At 57.4% G+C, this 17,417-nt stretch carries 12 protein-coding genes; 10 read left to right on the forward strand and 2 right to left on the reverse strand.

The genetic code is table 11. The annotated features are described in order from the left end of the window. Positions 1–154 precede the first annotated feature (154 nt). Positions 155–1,531 (reverse strand): L-serine ammonia-lyase, encoded by a 1,377-nt coding sequence (locus C1N64_RS15505; RefSeq protein ID WP_394514938.1) that lies wholly within the window; start codon positions 1,529–1,531, stop codon positions 155–157. Between the two features lie 313 nt (positions 1,532–1,844). Between C1N64_RS15505 and glyA the strand changes: the two genes are divergently transcribed. The 9 genes from glyA (at position 1,845) to C1N64_RS15550 (ending at position 13,891) form a co-directional block, all read left to right on the forward strand. Next, positions 1,845–3,110 carry a serine hydroxymethyltransferase gene (glyA, locus tag C1N64_RS15510; protein WP_394514939.1) on the forward strand — a complete coding sequence of 422 codons (1,266 nt, stop codon included), beginning with the start codon at positions 1,845–1,847 and terminating at the stop codon, positions 3,108–3,110. Positions 3,111–3,195: 85 nt separating this feature from the next. After that, positions 3,196–4,449 (forward strand): sarcosine oxidase subunit beta family protein, encoded by a 1,254-nt coding sequence (locus tag C1N64_RS15515; protein WP_033740946.1) that lies wholly within the window; start codon positions 3,196–3,198, stop codon positions 4,447–4,449. A gap of 11 nt (positions 4,450–4,460) precedes the next feature. Beyond that, positions 4,461–4,748: a sarcosine oxidase subunit delta gene (locus tag C1N64_RS15520; RefSeq protein WP_033740381.1), complete on the forward strand. Its 288-nt coding sequence runs from the start codon at positions 4,461–4,463 to the stop codon at positions 4,746–4,748. A gap of 12 nt (positions 4,749–4,760) precedes the next feature. Beyond that, a complete protein-coding gene (locus C1N64_RS15525) occupies positions 4,761–7,781 on the forward strand; it encodes a sarcosine oxidase subunit alpha family protein (protein WP_367143873.1) in 3,021 nt (1,006 codons plus the stop codon). Continuing rightward, a complete protein-coding gene (locus C1N64_RS15530) occupies positions 7,774–8,448 on the forward strand; it encodes a sarcosine oxidase subunit gamma (protein WP_367143872.1) in 675 nt (224 codons plus the stop codon). Before C1N64_RS15525 ends, C1N64_RS15530 begins: the two co-directional genes overlap by 8 nt. Positions 8,449–8,514: 66 nt before the next feature. Continuing rightward, a complete protein-coding gene (gene purU, locus C1N64_RS15535; RefSeq protein ID WP_033740385.1) occupies positions 8,515–9,375 on the forward strand; it encodes a formyltetrahydrofolate deformylase in 861 nt (286 codons plus the stop codon). Positions 9,376–9,530: 155 nt separating this feature from the next. Then, the gene (locus C1N64_RS15540; RefSeq protein WP_394514940.1) at positions 9,531–11,189 is read left to right on the forward strand and encodes a BCCT family transporter; all 1,659 of its coding nucleotides are present in this window, start codon (positions 9,531–9,533) and stop codon (positions 11,187–11,189) included. 60 nt (positions 11,190–11,249) lie between these two features. Beyond that, entirely contained in the window at positions 11,250–13,133 is a 1,884-nt protein-coding gene (locus tag C1N64_RS15545; RefSeq protein WP_033740948.1) for a DUF294 nucleotidyltransferase-like domain-containing protein, read from the forward strand. Then, positions 13,133–13,891 (forward strand): 3'-5' exonuclease, encoded by a 759-nt coding sequence (locus C1N64_RS15550; protein WP_394514941.1) that lies wholly within the window; start codon positions 13,133–13,135, stop codon positions 13,889–13,891. Before C1N64_RS15545 ends, C1N64_RS15550 begins: the two co-directional genes overlap by 1 nt. A gap of 204 nt (positions 13,892–14,095) precedes the next feature. On the opposite strand, the gene C1N64_RS15555 is transcribed toward C1N64_RS15550, so the two are convergent. Further along, entirely contained in the window at positions 14,096–15,460 is a 1,365-nt protein-coding gene (locus tag C1N64_RS15555) for an MFS transporter (RefSeq protein ID WP_172912963.1), read from the reverse strand. 580 nt (positions 15,461–16,040) lie between these two features. On the opposite strand from C1N64_RS15555, the gene fdhA reads away from it, so the two are divergent. Next, a complete protein-coding gene (gene fdhA / locus C1N64_RS15560; protein ID WP_058708382.1) occupies positions 16,041–17,228 on the forward strand; it encodes a formaldehyde dehydrogenase, glutathione-independent in 1,188 nt (395 codons plus the stop codon). Positions 17,229–17,417 lie beyond the last annotated feature (189 nt).

The raw sequence follows: 17,417 nt of genomic DNA on the forward strand, positions 1-17,417 counted from the left end.
TTGCTGCCCTTTCAACGCAGGCAGGCTTCATAACGGTGCACCCGCTGAACCGTTTTAGTCATATGACGGTTTTATTGCACTGTTTTGTGACGTGTTTTTCTGGCTGTTTTTTATTCGAACCCATAAGCGCAAGTAACCAAAAACCAACACATTGTTAACATTCAATCGCGTTGACCGCCAGCCCACCGCGCGAGGTTTCCTTGTATTTATCCTGCATATCCCGTCCGGTGTCGCGCATGGTGCGAATCACTTTATCCAGCGAAATAAAGTGCTGACCGTCGCCGCGCAGCGCCATCTGTGCCGCGTTTATCGCTTTCATTGCCGCAATGGCATTGCGTTCGATGCACGGCACCTGCACCAGTCCGCCAACCGGATCGCAGGTCAGACCGAGATTATGCTCCAGCGCAATCTCGGCGGCATTTTCGACCTGCTCGGGCGTGCCACCCAGCACCTCGGTCAGGCCGGCTGCTGCCATAGCACAGGCGGACCCCACCTCACCCTGGCAGCCGACTTCGGCCCCCGAAATGGAAGCATTTTTCTTGCACAGTGCGCCGATCGCCGCCGCCGCGAGCAGAAAATCGACCACATCGTCTTCGCGCGCCTGGGGTTCAAACTTCATGTAGTACATCAGTACCGCCGGGATAATACCTGCCGCCCCGTTCGTGGGCGCGGTAACCATACGCCCGCCTGCCGCGTTCTCCTCATTGACCGCCAGCGCATAGAGGTTGATCCAGTCCATCGCCGACAGGGTTGAACTGATCACATTTTCCGCTGAGGCGCGGCACAGCGATCGGTAGAGCATGGGCGCTCGTCGGCGCACGTTAAGCCCTCCCGGCAGGATGCCTTCATTTTCCAGACCATTGGCAATGCACTGCTGCATCACCTGCCAGATCTGCGCCAGACCGGTCCGAATCCCGGCCTCCGTGCGCCAGACTTTTTCATTCTCCAGCATCAGTGCACTGATGCGTAACTGCCGGTCCGCACAGTGTGCCAGCAAAGCGGCGCCGCTGTTAAAGTCGTAGGGCAGCGTGCACTGTGGCACCAGATGTGCCGACGCCAGCGCCTCATCCTCATCCATCACAAATCCGCCCCCAATGGAGTAATACACGGTCGAACGGCTTTGCCCGTTGCGGTAAAACGCGCTCAGGCGCATCGCGTTCGGATGGTAAGCAAGCACATCATCGACAAACAGCAGGTCCTCATGGCTGTCGAACGCAATGTTTTCTCCCCAGGGCAGTGTGAGGGAGCCGGTTTCATCAATCGCCTGTATCGTGCTGTTGATCGTAGCGGGATCGACGGTATCGGGTGAGGCGCCCATCAGCCCCATCAGTACCGCTTTATCCGTACTGTGCCCGCGCCCGGTGGCGCTGAGCGAACCAAACAGTTCGACTTTGATGCGGTAAATCATCCCACGATCCTCACGGTGACCGAGCGGTTCGACAAAGCGTTGTGCCGCGCGCATAGGGCCAACGGTATGTGAACTGGAGGGACCAATTCCGACTTTGAACAGATCGAAGACACTGATACTCATGTTGCGCTCCCGGGCTTATGCCTGCCGTTGAGTGAATGACAGCCGCATTATCTGCGCGGATGAAAAACAAGAGATGCCGGATAACGACGTATTTGGCGATGAATTCGCCATGTTTTGCCCTTTCTGCCGTTCCTCACCGTTCAATGTGTCCGCCTTGCGTGGGTATGTCGCAAATTGACATCGCCGGGGCGCTACCAAACATTCCGGCATCGGTGACGCTGGTTATTATCCCTCCCACATTCACTCTACCGCTGCCCTGAACGGTTCAGGCCCAAAGCAGGCGCTGCGTGGTTATCCGGGCAAGGAGAAAAGCATGTTTGCGAAGCGCGACGATATTCAAAGCTTTGACAGTGAACTGTGGCAGGCCATTGAACAGGAAGCGGTGCGTCAGGAAGAGCATATTGAGCTTATCGCCTCCGAGAATTACACCAGCCCGCGCGTGATGCAGGCTCAGGGTACGGTACTGACCAATAAATATGCAGAAGGCTATGCGGGGAAGCGCTACTACGGCGGCTGTGAATATGTCGACGTAGTCGAAAAACTGGCAACAGAACGTGCCTGTGCGCTGTTTGGTGCCGATTACGCTAACGTGCAGCCCCATTCGGGTTCGCAGGCGAATGCGGCGGTCTATATGGCGTTGTGCCAGCCGGGCGACACCATTCTGGGCATGAGCCTGGCGCACGGTGGTCATCTGACGCACGGCGCCCATGTCAGCTTCTCCGGCAAAATTTACCGTGCCGTGCAGTACGGCCTGAATGAAGCCAGCGGCGAAATTGATTATGAACAGGTCGAAGCGCTGGCGCTGGAACACCGGCCGAAAATGATCGTCGCCGGTTTCTCGGCCTACTCACGCGTCGTGGACTGGGCGCGCTTCCGCGCCATTGCCGATAAGGTCGGTGCCTGGCTGTTTGTCGACATGGCGCATGTGGCGGGCCTGGTCGCGGCGGGCCTTTATCCCACTCCACTGCCCTATGCCGATGTGGTCACTACCACCACGCATAAAACCCTGCGCGGTCCGCGCGGCGGCCTGATTCTGGCAAAAGCCAACCCCGAGCTGGAGAAAAAGCTCAACGCTGCCGTGTTTCCGGGCGGCCAGGGCGGTCCGTTGATGCATGTGATCGCCGCCAAAGCCGTCGCCTTTAAAGAGGCCATGCAGCCTGACTATACCGACTACCAGCGTCGCGTGGTCAACAATGCCCGCGCGATGGCCGACGTGTTTATGACGCGTGGCTACGATGTGGTCTCAGGCGGCACCGACAACCACCTGTTTTTACTCAGCCTGATTAAACAGGGGCTGACCGGTAAAGCGGCCGATGCGGCGCTGGGACGCGCCAACATTACCGTCAACAAAAATGCCGTTCCCGGCGATCCACAATCCCCGTTTGTGACCTCCGGTCTGCGCATTGGCGCGCCGGTTGTTACCACGCGCGGCTTCAGCGAAGCGCACTGTCGCATGCTGGCCGGCTGGATTGCCGACATCCTGGATGTGATGAACAACGCCGACATGCTGGAGACGAAGATTGCTCAGGTGAAGCAGCAGGTGCTGTCCCTGTGCGCGGACTTCCCGGTTTACCGTTAGGCCAGGCGGCCACCGGCTTCGGTCGGCGGCGCGGTTTTATCGTCTGTCAATTCGCCCACGCGCGAGAGTTACTGGAGTAGAAATGATGCAACGCTATTCAGGATTTGGCCTGCTCAGGCACAGTCTGAGCTATCACGAGAACTGGCAGAAAGTCTGGCGCAACCCCACCCCGCAGAAACGCTACGACGTTATTATCATCGGCGGCGGGGGGCACGGTCTGGCTACCGCCTACTATCTGGCGAAAGAGCACGGCATCACCAACGTGGCGGTGCTGGAAAAAGGCCATCTTGGCGGCGGCAACATCTGCCGTAACACCACGATTGTGCGCTCCAACTACCTGTGGGATGAATCCGCAGCGCTGTATGAGCACGCCATGAAATTATGGGAAGGCCTGTCACAAGAGCTGAACTACAACCAGATGTTCTCTCAGCGTGGGGTTTATCACACCTGCCATACGTTGCAGGACCTGCGCACCAATGAACGACTGGCGAATGCCAATCGCCTGCAGGGCATCGACAACGAGATGGTTTACGGCGACCAGTTACAGAAAGAGATCCCCGCACTGGACTGCAGCAAAGATGCGCGCTATCCGGTACTGGGCGCGTCGGTACAGCGGCGCGGGGGCAATGCCCGTCACGATGCGGTGGCCTGGGGTTATGCCCGTGCGGCGGACAGCCTGGGCGTCGATCTGATTCAGAACTGTGAGGTCATTGATATGGAAATCAGTGACGGCAAAATCACCGGCGTCAAAACCCGCCACCACGGCGTGATTAAAGCGGATCGGGTGGGGTGCGTCACCGCCGGTAACTCTGGCGTGATGGCCAAAATGGCCGGCTTTGAGCTGCCGGTTGAATCCCATCCGCTTCAGGCGCTGGTCTCCGAGCCGATCAAGCCCTTCCTGGATACCGTCGTCATGTCCAACCATGTGCATGGCTATATGAGTCAGTCAGATAAAGGTGATCTGGTCATCGGCGCAGGTATTGATGGCTGGGTCGGCTATGGTCAGCGCGGCTCCTACAGCGTCATCGAACACACCATTCAGGCCATTGTTGAGCTGTTTCCGTGCACCAGCCGTGTCCGCATGAACCGTCAGTGGGGCGGCATTGTCGACACCTGCCCGGATGCCAGCCCGATTCTCTCGTCCACCCCGGTGCGCAACCTGTTCTTTAACTGCGGCTGGGGCACCGGTGGCTTTAAGGCTACGCCTGGCTCCGGCAACCTGTTTGCCCATCAGTTAGCGCACGGCACGCCGCACCCGATTGCCGAACCCTTCGCCCTGTCCCGGTTTTATACCGGTGCGCTGGTCGATGAACATGGCGCCGCAGGCGTAGCCCACTAAGGAGTGACAACATGCTGCACATTTACTGTCCTCACTGTGGTGAGTATCGCGAAGAAGAAGAGTTTCATCCCCGTGGCCAGGCGCATATTGCGCGGCCTGCTAACCCGGATCAGTGCAGTGATGAAGCGTGGGGAACCTTTCTCTATTTCCGTAAAAACCCGCGCGGATTACATCACGAACTTTGGGTGCACAGCGCGGGATGCCGCAAATTCTTTAATCTGGTGCGTGATACCCAGACCTATGAGATCAAACAGGTTTACACACTCAACGAACAGCCTGAATCCCGTGAACACGCGTAAGGAGCGGAGCGCATGAGCCAGAAGAATCGCCTGCCGTCCGGCGGCAGAATTAACCGTTCCAGTACGCTGACCTTTACGTGGAATGGCAAGCCGTATCAGGGCTATGAAGGCGATACCGTCGCCTCCGCCCTGCTCGCCAACGGCATTGATATTGTCGGTCGCAGTTTTAAATACAGCCGTCCACGCGGCATTGTCGCCGCCGGCGCTGAAGAGCCGAACGCAGTGCTACAGCTTGGCGCGACAGAAGCCACGCAGGTGCCAAACGTGCGCGCTACCCAGCAGGCCCTTTATGACGGCCTGGTCTGTTCGGCCACCAACGGCTGGCCGTCTGTCGAATCCGACCTGATGAGTCTGGTAGGCAACCTTGGCGGCAAAGTGATGCCGCCGGGGTTTTACTACAAAACCTTTATGTATCCGCAATCGATGTGGCCGACCTATGAGAAGTTCATCCGCAAAGCCGCCGGTCTGGGTCGCGCGCCACGCGAGAAAGATCCCGATATCTATGACGCCATGAACCAGCATTGCGATCTCATGGTTGTGGGCGGCGGGCCTGCGGGCCTGATGGCGGCACTCGCCGCCGGTCGCAGCGGCGCCCGCGTCATCCTGGCGGATGAGCAGGATGAATTCGGTGGCCATCTGCTTGCCAGCCGGGAACAGATTGACGGCAAACCGGCGATGGAATGGGTCAACAAGGTGGTGGCGGAACTGGCGACGATGCCGGAGGTGACGCTGCTGACGCGCGCCACGGTGAATGGCTATCACGACCATAACTTTCTTACCGTTAACGAGAACCGAACCGACTACAAAGGCGATCGCGCTGCGGCGGCACAGGTTCGCCAGCGTATGCACCGCGTCCGGGCACACTGGGTCGTGCTGGCCACCGGTGCCCAGGAGCGACCGCTGGTGTTTAGCCATAACGATGTACCGGGCTGCATGATCCCTTCTGCCATCTCCACCTACATCAACCGCTATGGCGTGGTGCCCGGTCACCAGCTGGTGCTGATGACCACCAATGACAGCGCTTACCGAACCGCGCTCGACTGGGCTGATGCGGGACGCGAGGTGGTCGCCGTGGTAGATACCCGAACCGTGACCAAAGGTGAACTGGCCGCCGCTGTTCGTGGCCGCGGTATTCGAATCATCACCGGCAGTGCGGTCATTGAAGTAAAGGGCAAAAAGCGCGTCAGCGGCGTCACGATTGCCGCCCTGGATAAAAAAGGTGAGGCGATCGCCGGCAAGCCCTTTTCCCTCACCTGCGACACCGTAGCCAGCTCTGGTGGCTGGAGCCCGGTTATTCATCTGGCGGGCCATACCGGCAGCCGTCCTGTCTGGAACACGGACGTGACGGGTTTCCTGCCCGGGCCGACACATCAGAAACAGTTGACGGCAGGCGGCATCAACGGGCGCTATGCGCTTGGTAACGTGCTGCAGGAAGGCATCAGTGCCGGGCAGGACGCTGCGCTGAAGCTGGGCCTGACGCCGGTCGAGGTCGCCCTGCCCGATGTGAAAAAGTGGCTGGAACATCCGCCCGCCGCCCTGTTCCATATTCCGCACATCAAACCGATCAGCCGCGCACCCAAGCAGTTTGTGGATTTGCAGAATGACGTTACGGCCGCCGGTATCGCTCTGGCAACGCGGGAAGGGTTTGAAGCGATTGAGCACATTAAACGCTATACGGCAATGGGGTTTGGCACCGATCAGGGAAAGCTGGGCAACATCAACGGCATGGCGATTGCCGCCAAAGTGATGGGCAAGAGCATCCCCGAGACCGGGACCACGGTATTTCGTCCGAACTATACGCCGATCGCCTTTGGCGCTATCGCGGGGCGTAACTGTGGTGAACTGTTTGAACCCAAACGCTTCACCGCCATGCACCCGTGGCATGTCAGGCAAGGTGCGATGTTCGAGGATGTCGGCCAGTGGAAGCGCCCCTGGTACTACCCGCGTGCCGGCGAAACGATGCAACAGACGCTGGATCGCGAATGTCGTGCGGTGCGCAATGGCGTGGGCATTCTGGATGCGTCCACGCTGGGCAAAATTGATATTCAGGGCAAAGATGCCCGTGAGTTTATCAGCCGTGTTTATACCAACGCCTGGGCCAAACTGGGCGTCGGCAAATGCCGTTACGGTCTGATGTGCGGCGAAAGCGGCATGGTATTCGACGATGGCGTGACGTCATGCCTGGCGGAAAACCACTTCCTGATGACCACCACCACCGGCGGCGCGGCACACGTCATGGAATGGCTGGAGCTGTACCATCAGACCGAATGGCCGGAGCTGGAAGTGTTCTTTACCAGCGTGACCGATCACTGGGCCACGATGACCGTATCCGGCCCCGACAGCCGCAATTTACTGGCTGAACTGTGCAGCGACGTCTCGCTGGACAAAGAGACCTTTAAGTTTATGGACTGGCAGGAAGGCAAGGTAGCGGGCGTACCGGCACGACTCTTCCGTATCTCCTTTACCGGTGAGCTGTCGTTTGAGATCAACGTACAGGCCAATTACGGCCTGTACGTCTGGGAGAAACTCTTTGCGCACGGCGCAAAATACGATCTGACGCCTTACGGCACCGAAACCATGCATATCCTGCGCGCCGAGAAGGGATTCATCATTGCCGGTCAGGACACCGACGGCTCGGTGACGCCGCACGATCTCAATATGAGCTGGTGCGTCGCGGACACAAAACCGTTCAGCTATATCGGCAAACGCGGCATGGCGCGGGCTGACTGCGTGCGTGACCAGCGCAAACAGCTGGTCGGGCTGAAAACACGCGATCCTATGATCGTCTTGCCGGAAGGCGCACAAGCGGTGGCCGATCCTGCTCAGCCTGTCCCGATGGATATCCTGGGCCACATCAGCTCCAGCTACTGGAGCGCTAACCTGAATCGCAGCATCGCCATGGGCTTTATCAAAGGCGGGCTGTCTCGCATGGGCGAAACCGTATTCTACCCGCTGGCCGATGGCCGGGTGGTCGAAGCGGAAATCTGCAGCACGGTCTTTATCGATCCGAAAGGAGAACGTCAACATGTCTGAAACCCTCTTACCTGAAACCAAACCGGCAAAGACTGTCAGACAGGTGGCGGTCATGGATCAGTGTGCGCCTGCGCAGGTACGCGCCGAATCCCCTTTGCATCACGTCGGGCTGGACAAGCTGGCGGCCAGCCATGCGCAGCCCGGTGGCGTTCAGCTGCGCGAACAGGCGCTGCTGGGCCATCTGGTGCTGCGCGGTTCACAGCAGAACCGGAGTTTTATGCGGGGTTGCCTGACGGTGCTGGGTATAGCGCTGCCCACCGTCCCCCTCACCTCCTGTGAAGAGGGCGACATTTCTGTGCGCTGGCTGAGTCCCGACGAGTGGCTGGTGGTTCTGCCAATGGATCAGCTGTTTCCGGTGGAAAAAGCGTTGCGCGCAGAGATTGACGGTCACTACTCCGTGGTCAACGTCAGCGGCGGACAGACGATACTGACGCTCTCCGGCAAACATGCCATTGATGTGCTGAAGAAAAGCACGGTGTTGGATCTCCATCCCCGTGCGTTCCCGGTGGGCAAAGTCGCAGGTTCGGTATTTGCCAAAAGCAGCGCACTGATCCGCCGGACCGGCGAAGACCGCTGGGAACTGGTCGTCCGTCGTAGCTTCGCCGACTACATCTGGCTGTGGTTACAGGATGCCAGTCGTGAATATGGCCTGACCATTACGAAGTAATGCCCTGTTGTGCCGGCCGGACGCGTTTCCGACGGCACGCGTTTCTCTTCTTCACAGGAGCTGCCCATGAGCGCGCTGCCCGATTCATGGATTTTTACCGCCAGTTGCCCGAGTAAACTGGGTACCGTGGATGTTGTGACCCGATTCATGGCAGAGTCCGGTCACTACATTAATGAAATACACTCTTTTGATGACAGGGTCAGTCACCGTTTTTTTATTCGCGTTGCCTTTTCACCCGCCTCCCCCTTCAGTACCGACCTTTTTCGGGATAATTTCACGCCGCGCGTGATGCCCTTTGAAATGCACTGGCAACTCACGCCGCCGCAGCATCGCGAACGCGTCGCTATTCTGGTGTCTAAATTCGATCACTGTCTTAACGATCTGTTATTTCGTCACCGCACCGGCCAGCTCAATATTGATGTCCCGCTGATCATTTCTAACCATCCCGATCTCTGTTCCCTGGCCGAATGGCACGGTATTCCTTATTACCATCTGCCGGTAAATAACGCGAACCGCGCCGAACAGGAAGCCCGCATTATGGCGCTGCTGGCGCAGCATCATATCGACCTGGTAGTGCTGGCCCGTTATATGCAGGTCCTGTCACCTGCCATGTGCGAAAAACTCGACGGAAAAGCCATCAATATTCATCACTCCCTGCTGCCGGGCTTTAAAGGCGCGCGCCCTTACCATCAGGCCTGGGAAAAAGGGGTAAAAATGGTCGGCGCCACTGCCCACTATGTGAATAACGATCTGGATGAAGGACCGATTATTACCCAGGGCATTCAGAGCGTCGATCACGCCCTTTATCCGGATGACCTGATTAGTCGTGGACAGGATATTGAGCGGGTAACGTTATTTAATGCCGTGCGTTATCACGTTGAAAAACGCGTGTTTTTAAGCGGAAAACGTACGGTGGTGTTCAGCTGAATGAAAGGAAAGGCGACTGATAGCCGCACTCTTGCACCACAGGAAAACAGGGATTGTCAGGGATGAGCGAAACGATGTCCGTTAACTAAAACAGAGCCAGCCCGGCGTGCTGAGAATGGCATTAACAACAACGAACAAATCGCGAGGAAATGATTATGGCAGACGCCAGAGATCCCATGCTGCCTGACGGGGACGTCGCACCTTATGATACTGATTATCAGGTGGGGCAGGACAATATTGTGGTAAATGTTGGCCCCTTCGGTCTGGATATTCACAACCGGGTATTTGTCCTCTCCGGGATGGTCATTATTGCCTTTATCGTTTTAACGCTCGTCTTTCAAAGTGATGTGGCACCGCTGTTTAAAGGAATGCTGAACTGGCTGACCACCCGACTCGACTGGTTCTTTATCAGTGCCGGAAATATTTTTGTTCTTCTCTGTCTCGGCCTGATTATTTCCCCCCTCGGTAAAGTGCGCCTCGGCGGCACGCTGGCCCGCCCTGACTACAACTACGTGACCTGGTTCTCCATGCTGTTTGCCGCCGGAATGGGCATTGGCCTGATGTTTTATGGCGTTTCCGAGCCTTTGTCGCACTTCTCCAGCTCAATGGGTGGCACCGTTGTGGAAAACGGTGTACGTACCGACTGGGCTCCCCTGAATGGCGCAGTTGGCGCGGCCGACAATGCGCAGCAGCTGGCGATGGCCGCCACGATTTTTCACTGGGCGCTGCATCCCTGGGCCATTTACGCCTTTCTGGCATTAGGTCTGGCGCTGTTCTCTTTCAATAAAGGTTTACCGCTGACGATCCGCTCGCTGTTTTATCCGCTGTTGGGCGACGCGGTGTGGGGCTGGCCGGGACACATCATTGATATCCTGGCTGTACTGGCGACGCTGTTTGGTCTGGCAACCTCGCTGGGGCTGGGCGCTTCCCAGGCGGCGTCCGGCCTGAATTTTCTGTTTGATGTGCCATTAGGACAAACTACGCAGATTGTCCTGGTGATCGTCATCACCGCGATTGCCACCTTTTCGGTGGTGGCCGGGCTGGATGTCGGCGTACGGCGGTTATCTGAAGCCAACATGATTCTGGCTGGGTTACTGCTGCTGTTTATCATTGTGGTCGGCCCTACCCTGATTTTGTTTAGCGGTTTTTTCTCAAACCTGGCTTCCTATCTTGCGTTTTTGCCCGCCCTGTCGAATCCGGTTGCCCGCCCTGACAGCAATTTTGCCGCAGGCTGGACCTCGTTTTACTGGGCATGGTGGATCTCATGGTCGCCCTTTGTCGGGATGTTCATTGCACGCATCTCGCGTGGTCGCACGGTGCGTGAATTCATGATCTCGGTACTGCTGGTGCCGTCACTGGCCTGCGTGCTGTGGATGACGGTGCTGGGCGGCACCACCATTCATCAGTATTTCACCGAAGGCTATCATAGCATTGCCGATGCTGTTCTGCCGCTGCAGTTGTTCACCATGCTGGATACGTTGCCGCTGGCAAAAATCACCTGCGTGGTGGCGATTATTCTGGTGGTGGTGTTTTTTGTGACGTCGGCGGATTCGGGCACGCTGGTCATCGATATTATTGCTTCCGGTGGCAAGATCGACTCTCCCACTTCACAACGCGTGTTCTGGTGCGTGTTTGAAGGGCTGGTTGCGATAACGTTGATCCTCGGCGGTGGGCTGGATGCACTACAGGCGATGGTGGTCTCAACCGGGCTGCCGTTCGCACTGGTCTTGCTGATCGCCTCAGTCGCGGTGGTGAAAGGACTGATGTCAGAACCGCGGCTGGCACGTTCTGCCCCTGCGGTGCGTAATCAATAAGTCAGCGTTGAGCGGACCGCGCAGGTCAGGCTGTCCGCTGTGGCAGAAAAGGAGGTCACCGTGCAGTCAGCCCATCAGGAAATTATCGACTTCATTCAGCGCTATCCGCCGTTTGACACCTTACCGCTCACGGCGCTGGCGCGCATCGCCGCGCACATTGAGGTCAGCTATTTCAAAGCCGGAACGCCTGTTCTCACCTTTGGCCAGCCTGTCGATGCCTGGTATGTGATTCGCAGCGGCGCGGTGGAAATCTACCGACGCAATGGCGATCTGTATAACCGACTGACGGCCGGGGGCTATTTTGGCGAATTTGGTTTGTTGCGCGAAAACAGCGTACGCTTTCCGGTGACCGCGCTGGAAGATACGCTGACTTACCTGATCCCGGCCCCGATTTTTAATGCGCTGTTTCGCAAATACGAGGAATTTGCCGATTTAGTGGAAGTGGAGGACCGCACCCGTCTCCGGCAAACCGTGGCGCGCACAGAAGAGGCTAACGGCCTGATGGCCTCCCGCATTGAGGCCCTGATTAGCCGACCGCCCGTTACCCTCGACAGCCGGGCCACGGTGCGCGACGCCGCGGTGAAAATGAGTAAAGAGGATGTCTCCTCGCTGTTGATCGTGACGCCGATGGCAGAAGTTAACCCCGCCGTCAGGCCGGCGCTGACCGGCATCGTGACGGATAAAGACCTGCGTGAGCGGGTCATCGCGGGTGGACTCGGGTTTGAGACACCGGTGAAGGCGATCATGACCGCACCGCTGAACCATGTGGAACATTATCAGCTGGTGTCTGAAGCGATGCTGACCATGATGCAGCACAATATTCATCATCTGCCGGTGATGAAAAACGGCTGTCCTGTCGGCGTGATTTCACAATCGGACATTATCCGCTACGAATCGCAAAACAGTCTGTTTATCGTCAGCCGCATTTTTCACTGCCAGCGCCCGGACGAACTGAGCGCCCTGAAAAACGAGGTACGTGCCTGTTTCAGCCGCATCGTACGTGAAGATGCCAACTCGCAGATGACTGGCCGCGCCATGGCGGTCATTGGTCGCAGTTTCACGCAGCGCCTGCTGGCGCTGGCCGAGGCGGAACTGGGGCCGCCGCCGGTCCCCTACTGCTTTATTACCCTGGGTTCGATGGCCCGCCAGGAGCAACTGCTCGTCACCGATCAGGATAATGCCCTGATCCTGGATAACCGTTATGACCCACTGCGCCATGCGCCCTATTTTATGGCGCTGACCCGGCGCGTGAGTGACGGGCTGGACGCCTGCGGCTATCGCTACTGCAAGGGAAATATCATGGCGACAAACAGCCGCTGGTGTCAGCCGCTCTCCGTCTGGGAACGCTATTTTGATGAGTGGATCGATTCGCCCTCACCGCAATCGCTGCTGGACAGCGCGATTTTCTTCGACCTGGACGCCGTCTGGGGCCAGGTGGAATGGGGAGAACAGCTTAACCAGCGTATCAGACACAAAGCGCGGCACAACGCCCGTTTTCTCGCCTGTCTGGCGCGCAATGCCTTGCTGCGAAAGCCGCCGCTGGGGTTCTTTAAAAACTTTGTGATGGAGCCCTCCGGCCAGCATACGCAATCCATTGATATGAAACGGCGCGGAACGGCCCCGCTGGCCGATCTGATTCGTGTGCATGCGCTGGCGGCGGGCGCAACGGCGCATAACTCCTTTGATCGGCTGCAGACGATTATGCAGGCCGACATTTTGCCCCACGGACGCGGTCAGGATCTGCGGGATGCGCTGGAGTTTATTTCGATGGTGCGCATCCGCCACCAGGCGCAGGATGTGGAGAACGGCCAGGAACCGGACAACCGGATTGAACCGCTTAATCTGTCTGACTTTGAGCGCAAGAATCTGAAGGATGCCTTTCAGATCCTCAGCAATGCGCAAAAATTTTTAAAATATCGCTATCAGCCAGGGCGGAGCGTTTAATGCTGCATATCAATAAAGCATTGCTGTGGCCCTGTGTCCGCGCCCGCCAGGACAGCGTGCTGCCGCAGGACTGGCCCGCCGTCCTCGCCAGACGGGCCAGGGAAACGCGCCATGCCGCGCTGAAAAACTACTACTTGTCTGGCATGCCGTCACCCGATACACCGTTGTCCGACGTTCCCTTACTGGCGATGGATTTTGAAACCACCGGCCTGAATCCTCAGCATGACGATATTGTCAGTATCGGTTTACTGCCGATGAGCCTGTCGCGCATCCGTATCCAGGGCAGCCAGCACTGGATACTGAATCCGCGTGCCGACCTGCGAACAGAGTCGGTGGTTATTCACGGCATCACACATTCCGCAATTGCCCACGCCCCGGACCTGAATGCTGTGCTGCTCAGGCTGCTGGCAATGATGGCGGGAAACGTGATGGTGGTCCATCACAAAGGGATCGAACAGCCTTTTCTGGATGCAGCATTTAAAAAGCGCATTGGCGAAGGCATTGTGTTCCCCTGTATCGATACGCTGGCGCTGGAGGCGCGCGTTATTGCGGCACAGCGGCAAAACGGCTGGCGACAGAAATGGTGGCGACCGCGCCCCCGACTGTCGTTGCGCCTGTCTGACTGTCGGGCCCGTTATCATCTGCCGCACTATCCGGCCCACAACGCGCTGACCGATGCGCTGGGCTGCGCCGAACTGTTGCAGGCGCAGATTGCGCATCATTTCTCAGCCAGCACGTTGCTTGGCGATCTTGGGTGACCCGTCGGGTCACGCTTTCTCTGACGTGTTGACACCGCAATGGGTGATAAGCACTTCCCCTGCGATGCTGCACAGTCCCTGGCCTGCTTCGCGCCGATGCCGCCCTCGCTATGCGGAGGAATGCTTATGTCGCAGTTTTATGCGCCGCCAGCGAGGCCATCAGAAGATAACCCGGGCGGGTGCCCGGTTGGTGACCTTTATGCCTCACACCGGCTCCTTGCGGGCGACCGTCCCCACGTGCTTTACCGCACCCTGTTGCCGCGAATGCGGATGTGCGGCGTCATCCTGCAAAGAAATACGTGAGGTTTCGGGCAAGCTCAGCCCGCCCGCCAGCGCCAGCACCGCGACCGCAACAAGATAAAAGGCCGGTGACAGCGTATTGCCTGTGTAGTCAATGAGCCAGGTTGCCACCAGCGGTGCGGTGCCGCCGAAAAGCGTATAGGCCAGATTGTAGGTAATGGCAGAGGCGGTATACCGTGCCCGCGTGGGGAAGACTTCGGAGAGTAACGCGGCCGTCACGACGCCCGAAAACACCGCCCCCGTCGCTAACAGCATATCCCCGAGGATGGCGGCCCAGAGCAGGCCCGAACTGGCCAGCCACCAGGCCGGTAAGACACTTACGATCACCCATCCGCCCGTGACAGCCACCGTCTTTCTTCTGCCTATCCCGTCACAAAGCGCCCCCGCTACCGGACAGAGCCCCGCCGCAAACAGCAGCGCGAGGAAGGAGACCAGCAAGGCCGAGGCCCGACTGAAGTGGCCCTGCAACTGGAGAAAGGTCGAGAAGTAGGTGGTAAACATATAAAACGTCAGCGCGGTTAAGGCGATAAAGGCCCCCAGCCGCAGGATGTTTCCTGTCTGCTGGCGTAACGTGTCAGCAAGTGCCGCATGTGTTCCCGCCTCTTCGCGACGTGCAGCCCGGAAAGCAGGCGTCTCTTCCATACGAATGCGCAGATAAATCCCCACCAGCCCCAGCGGGGCCGCAATCAGAAAAGGAATACGCCAGCCCCACGCGCGCATCTGATCCTGGCCCAGCGCGGCATCTGACAGAAAAGTGATAACTGCCGCAGCCGCGAAAGCAGAAAACGTCGAGACCGTGATAAAGCTTCCGTACCAGGCGCGTTTGCGTGGCGGTGAATGCTCCATCACATAGGCGCAGGCTCCGGCATATTCCCCTCCTGCCGAAAATCCCTGAATACAGCGGGCCAGCGTCAGCAGAATCGGGGCCATGATCCCCAGATGCCTGTCGGTCGGAAGCAGGCCAATCAGCGTGGTCGCGCCCGCCATCATGAGTACCGTCAACGATAAGATACGTTTACGCCCATATTTATCCCCCAGCATACCGAATATCACCCCACCTAATGGCCGCAAGGCAAACGCCACGGCAAACACCAGGAACGTCTGTAATAAGGCGGTCTGCGGAAGTGCCTGTGAAAAAAAGTTTTGGGCAATAATCGTGGCCAGGAAACCATAAACGGCAAAATCAAACCACTCGACAAAATTACCTATAGCGGCAGCGGCTGTTACCTTTCTGAGCGTAGCGGGCGACGCGGGCGTAACAATATTCATTGTCCTGTTCCTTCTACGTAATGATTAACACTCAGCGACCATTGCGGTTGATGATATATTGCGGTCGACATGCCAGAAATAACCGTCAGCGATACGGTAATCCTCTGGCGATAACGATCGCAGGGTATTAAGGCACGATATTCTGACGCTTTATTTCGTAAATGCCGGGTTATTGCAACCCTTAATTAAAACCTGACCGCCTGAAAAAAATGAAGTCAAAACGCGTGAGCTAATTCATTTTTATCATAGCATTGTCTGACGTGAAATAACGGCATAGGAAAAGCCTATATAATAAGCGACGTTGTCGCCGACAGATAATTACAGGTCGTTTTTAATAAAATCATTTTATTTATTTTCGACAGGATGTCCGGACAGGCTTTATTGCACAATGGCGATCTGTTTTTATTATTTCTGTTGATGTCGCCATTCTGCGTTTTTTCCCGTCCCGATGTCGTTGTCAGATCATTTAACCATCACTGACTTGCTTACACTGCCTTTGCAGACCGGTAAGTACCTCACCCTACATGCATGATACCGCGCTGCCAGACAGACCTCTTAATCAGCCAGACAGGACATTACTATGGGAAACGCTTCCAATAAAGGTGTGGTATATCAGGGGCCCGGTAAGGTTGAAGTGATGGATATTGCCGATCCGAAATTCGTCAGCCCCGCGGGTAAAAAAATCGATCACGCGGTCATCATCAAAGTGCTGTCAACCAATATCTGTGGCTCCGATCAGCATATGGTACGTGGACGCACCACCGCACCGGCGGGCATGGTGCTGGGGCATGAAATTACCGGCGAAATCATTGAAAAAGGCACCGACGTTGAAATGCTTAACGTGGGAGATATTGTCTCTGTCCCCTTCAACGTGGCCTGCGGACGTTGTCGCTGCTGCCGGGAACTGGATACCGGCGTGTGCCTGACGGTTAATCCGGCACGCGCTGGCGGCGCATTCGGCTATGTCGATATGGGCGGCTGGGTTGGCGGACAGGCAAAATATGTCATGGTGCCGTATGCCGATTTTAACCTGTTGAAGTTTCCTGACCGGGATCAGGCGCTGGCAAAAATTCTGGATCTGACCATGCTGTCAGACATTCTGCCGACTGGCTTTCATGGTGCGGTCACGGCGGGCGTGGGCGTCGGTTCGATGACCTATGTCGCGGGCGCGGGCCCGGTTGGCCTGGCCGCGGCAGCCTCAGCGCAAATTCTGGGTTCAGCGGTCGTGATGGTTGGTGACTTCAATCAGGATCGCCTGGCGCATGCAGAAAAAATGGGCTTTGTGCCCGTCGACCTGAGCAAACACGATCGCCTGGGTGAAATGATCGCGGATATCATAGGTGTGCCGGAAGTCGACTCGGCGATTGATGCGGTCGGCTTTGAAGCGCGGGGCCATTCGGGTAAAGAGCAGCCGGCTATTGTCCTGAACAGCATGATGGCTGTCACCCGGGTGGCCGGTAAGATTGGTATTCCGGGACTGTATGTAACAGACGATCCGGGCGCTCAGGAGCAGGCAGCCCGTGAAGGATCCCTGAGCCTGAAGTTTGGCCTGGGCTGGTCAAAGGCGCAAACCCTGCACACCGGACAAACGCCAGTGCTGCGATATAACCGCCAGCTCATGAATGCAATTTTGCATGACCGGTTACCCATCGCGAAAATTGTGAACGCCAAAGTGCTGCCCCTTGAACAGGCGGCCGAGGGTTATGCCAGCTTTGATGCCGGCGTGGCCGCCAAATATGTCCTGGATCCACACGGTTTGCTGGCGTAGGCCTTGTCTGCCCCGATGCCGGGACAGGTCGCGGCATCGGCTTACTGTCTTCTTTCCGCCAGTGGCGCGGTTAACCCGTCGGGTTAATGTCATGGTTTAGACAGGGCGAACCGCGAACACATGCAGCGATCGTCCGGCTGAATCTCAGGCTGGCATACTGCTCAGGGCGTTGCTGGCGGGCAAGCCTGC

It is taken from the genome of Pantoea sp. SGAir0215 (genome assembly GCF_043543215.1).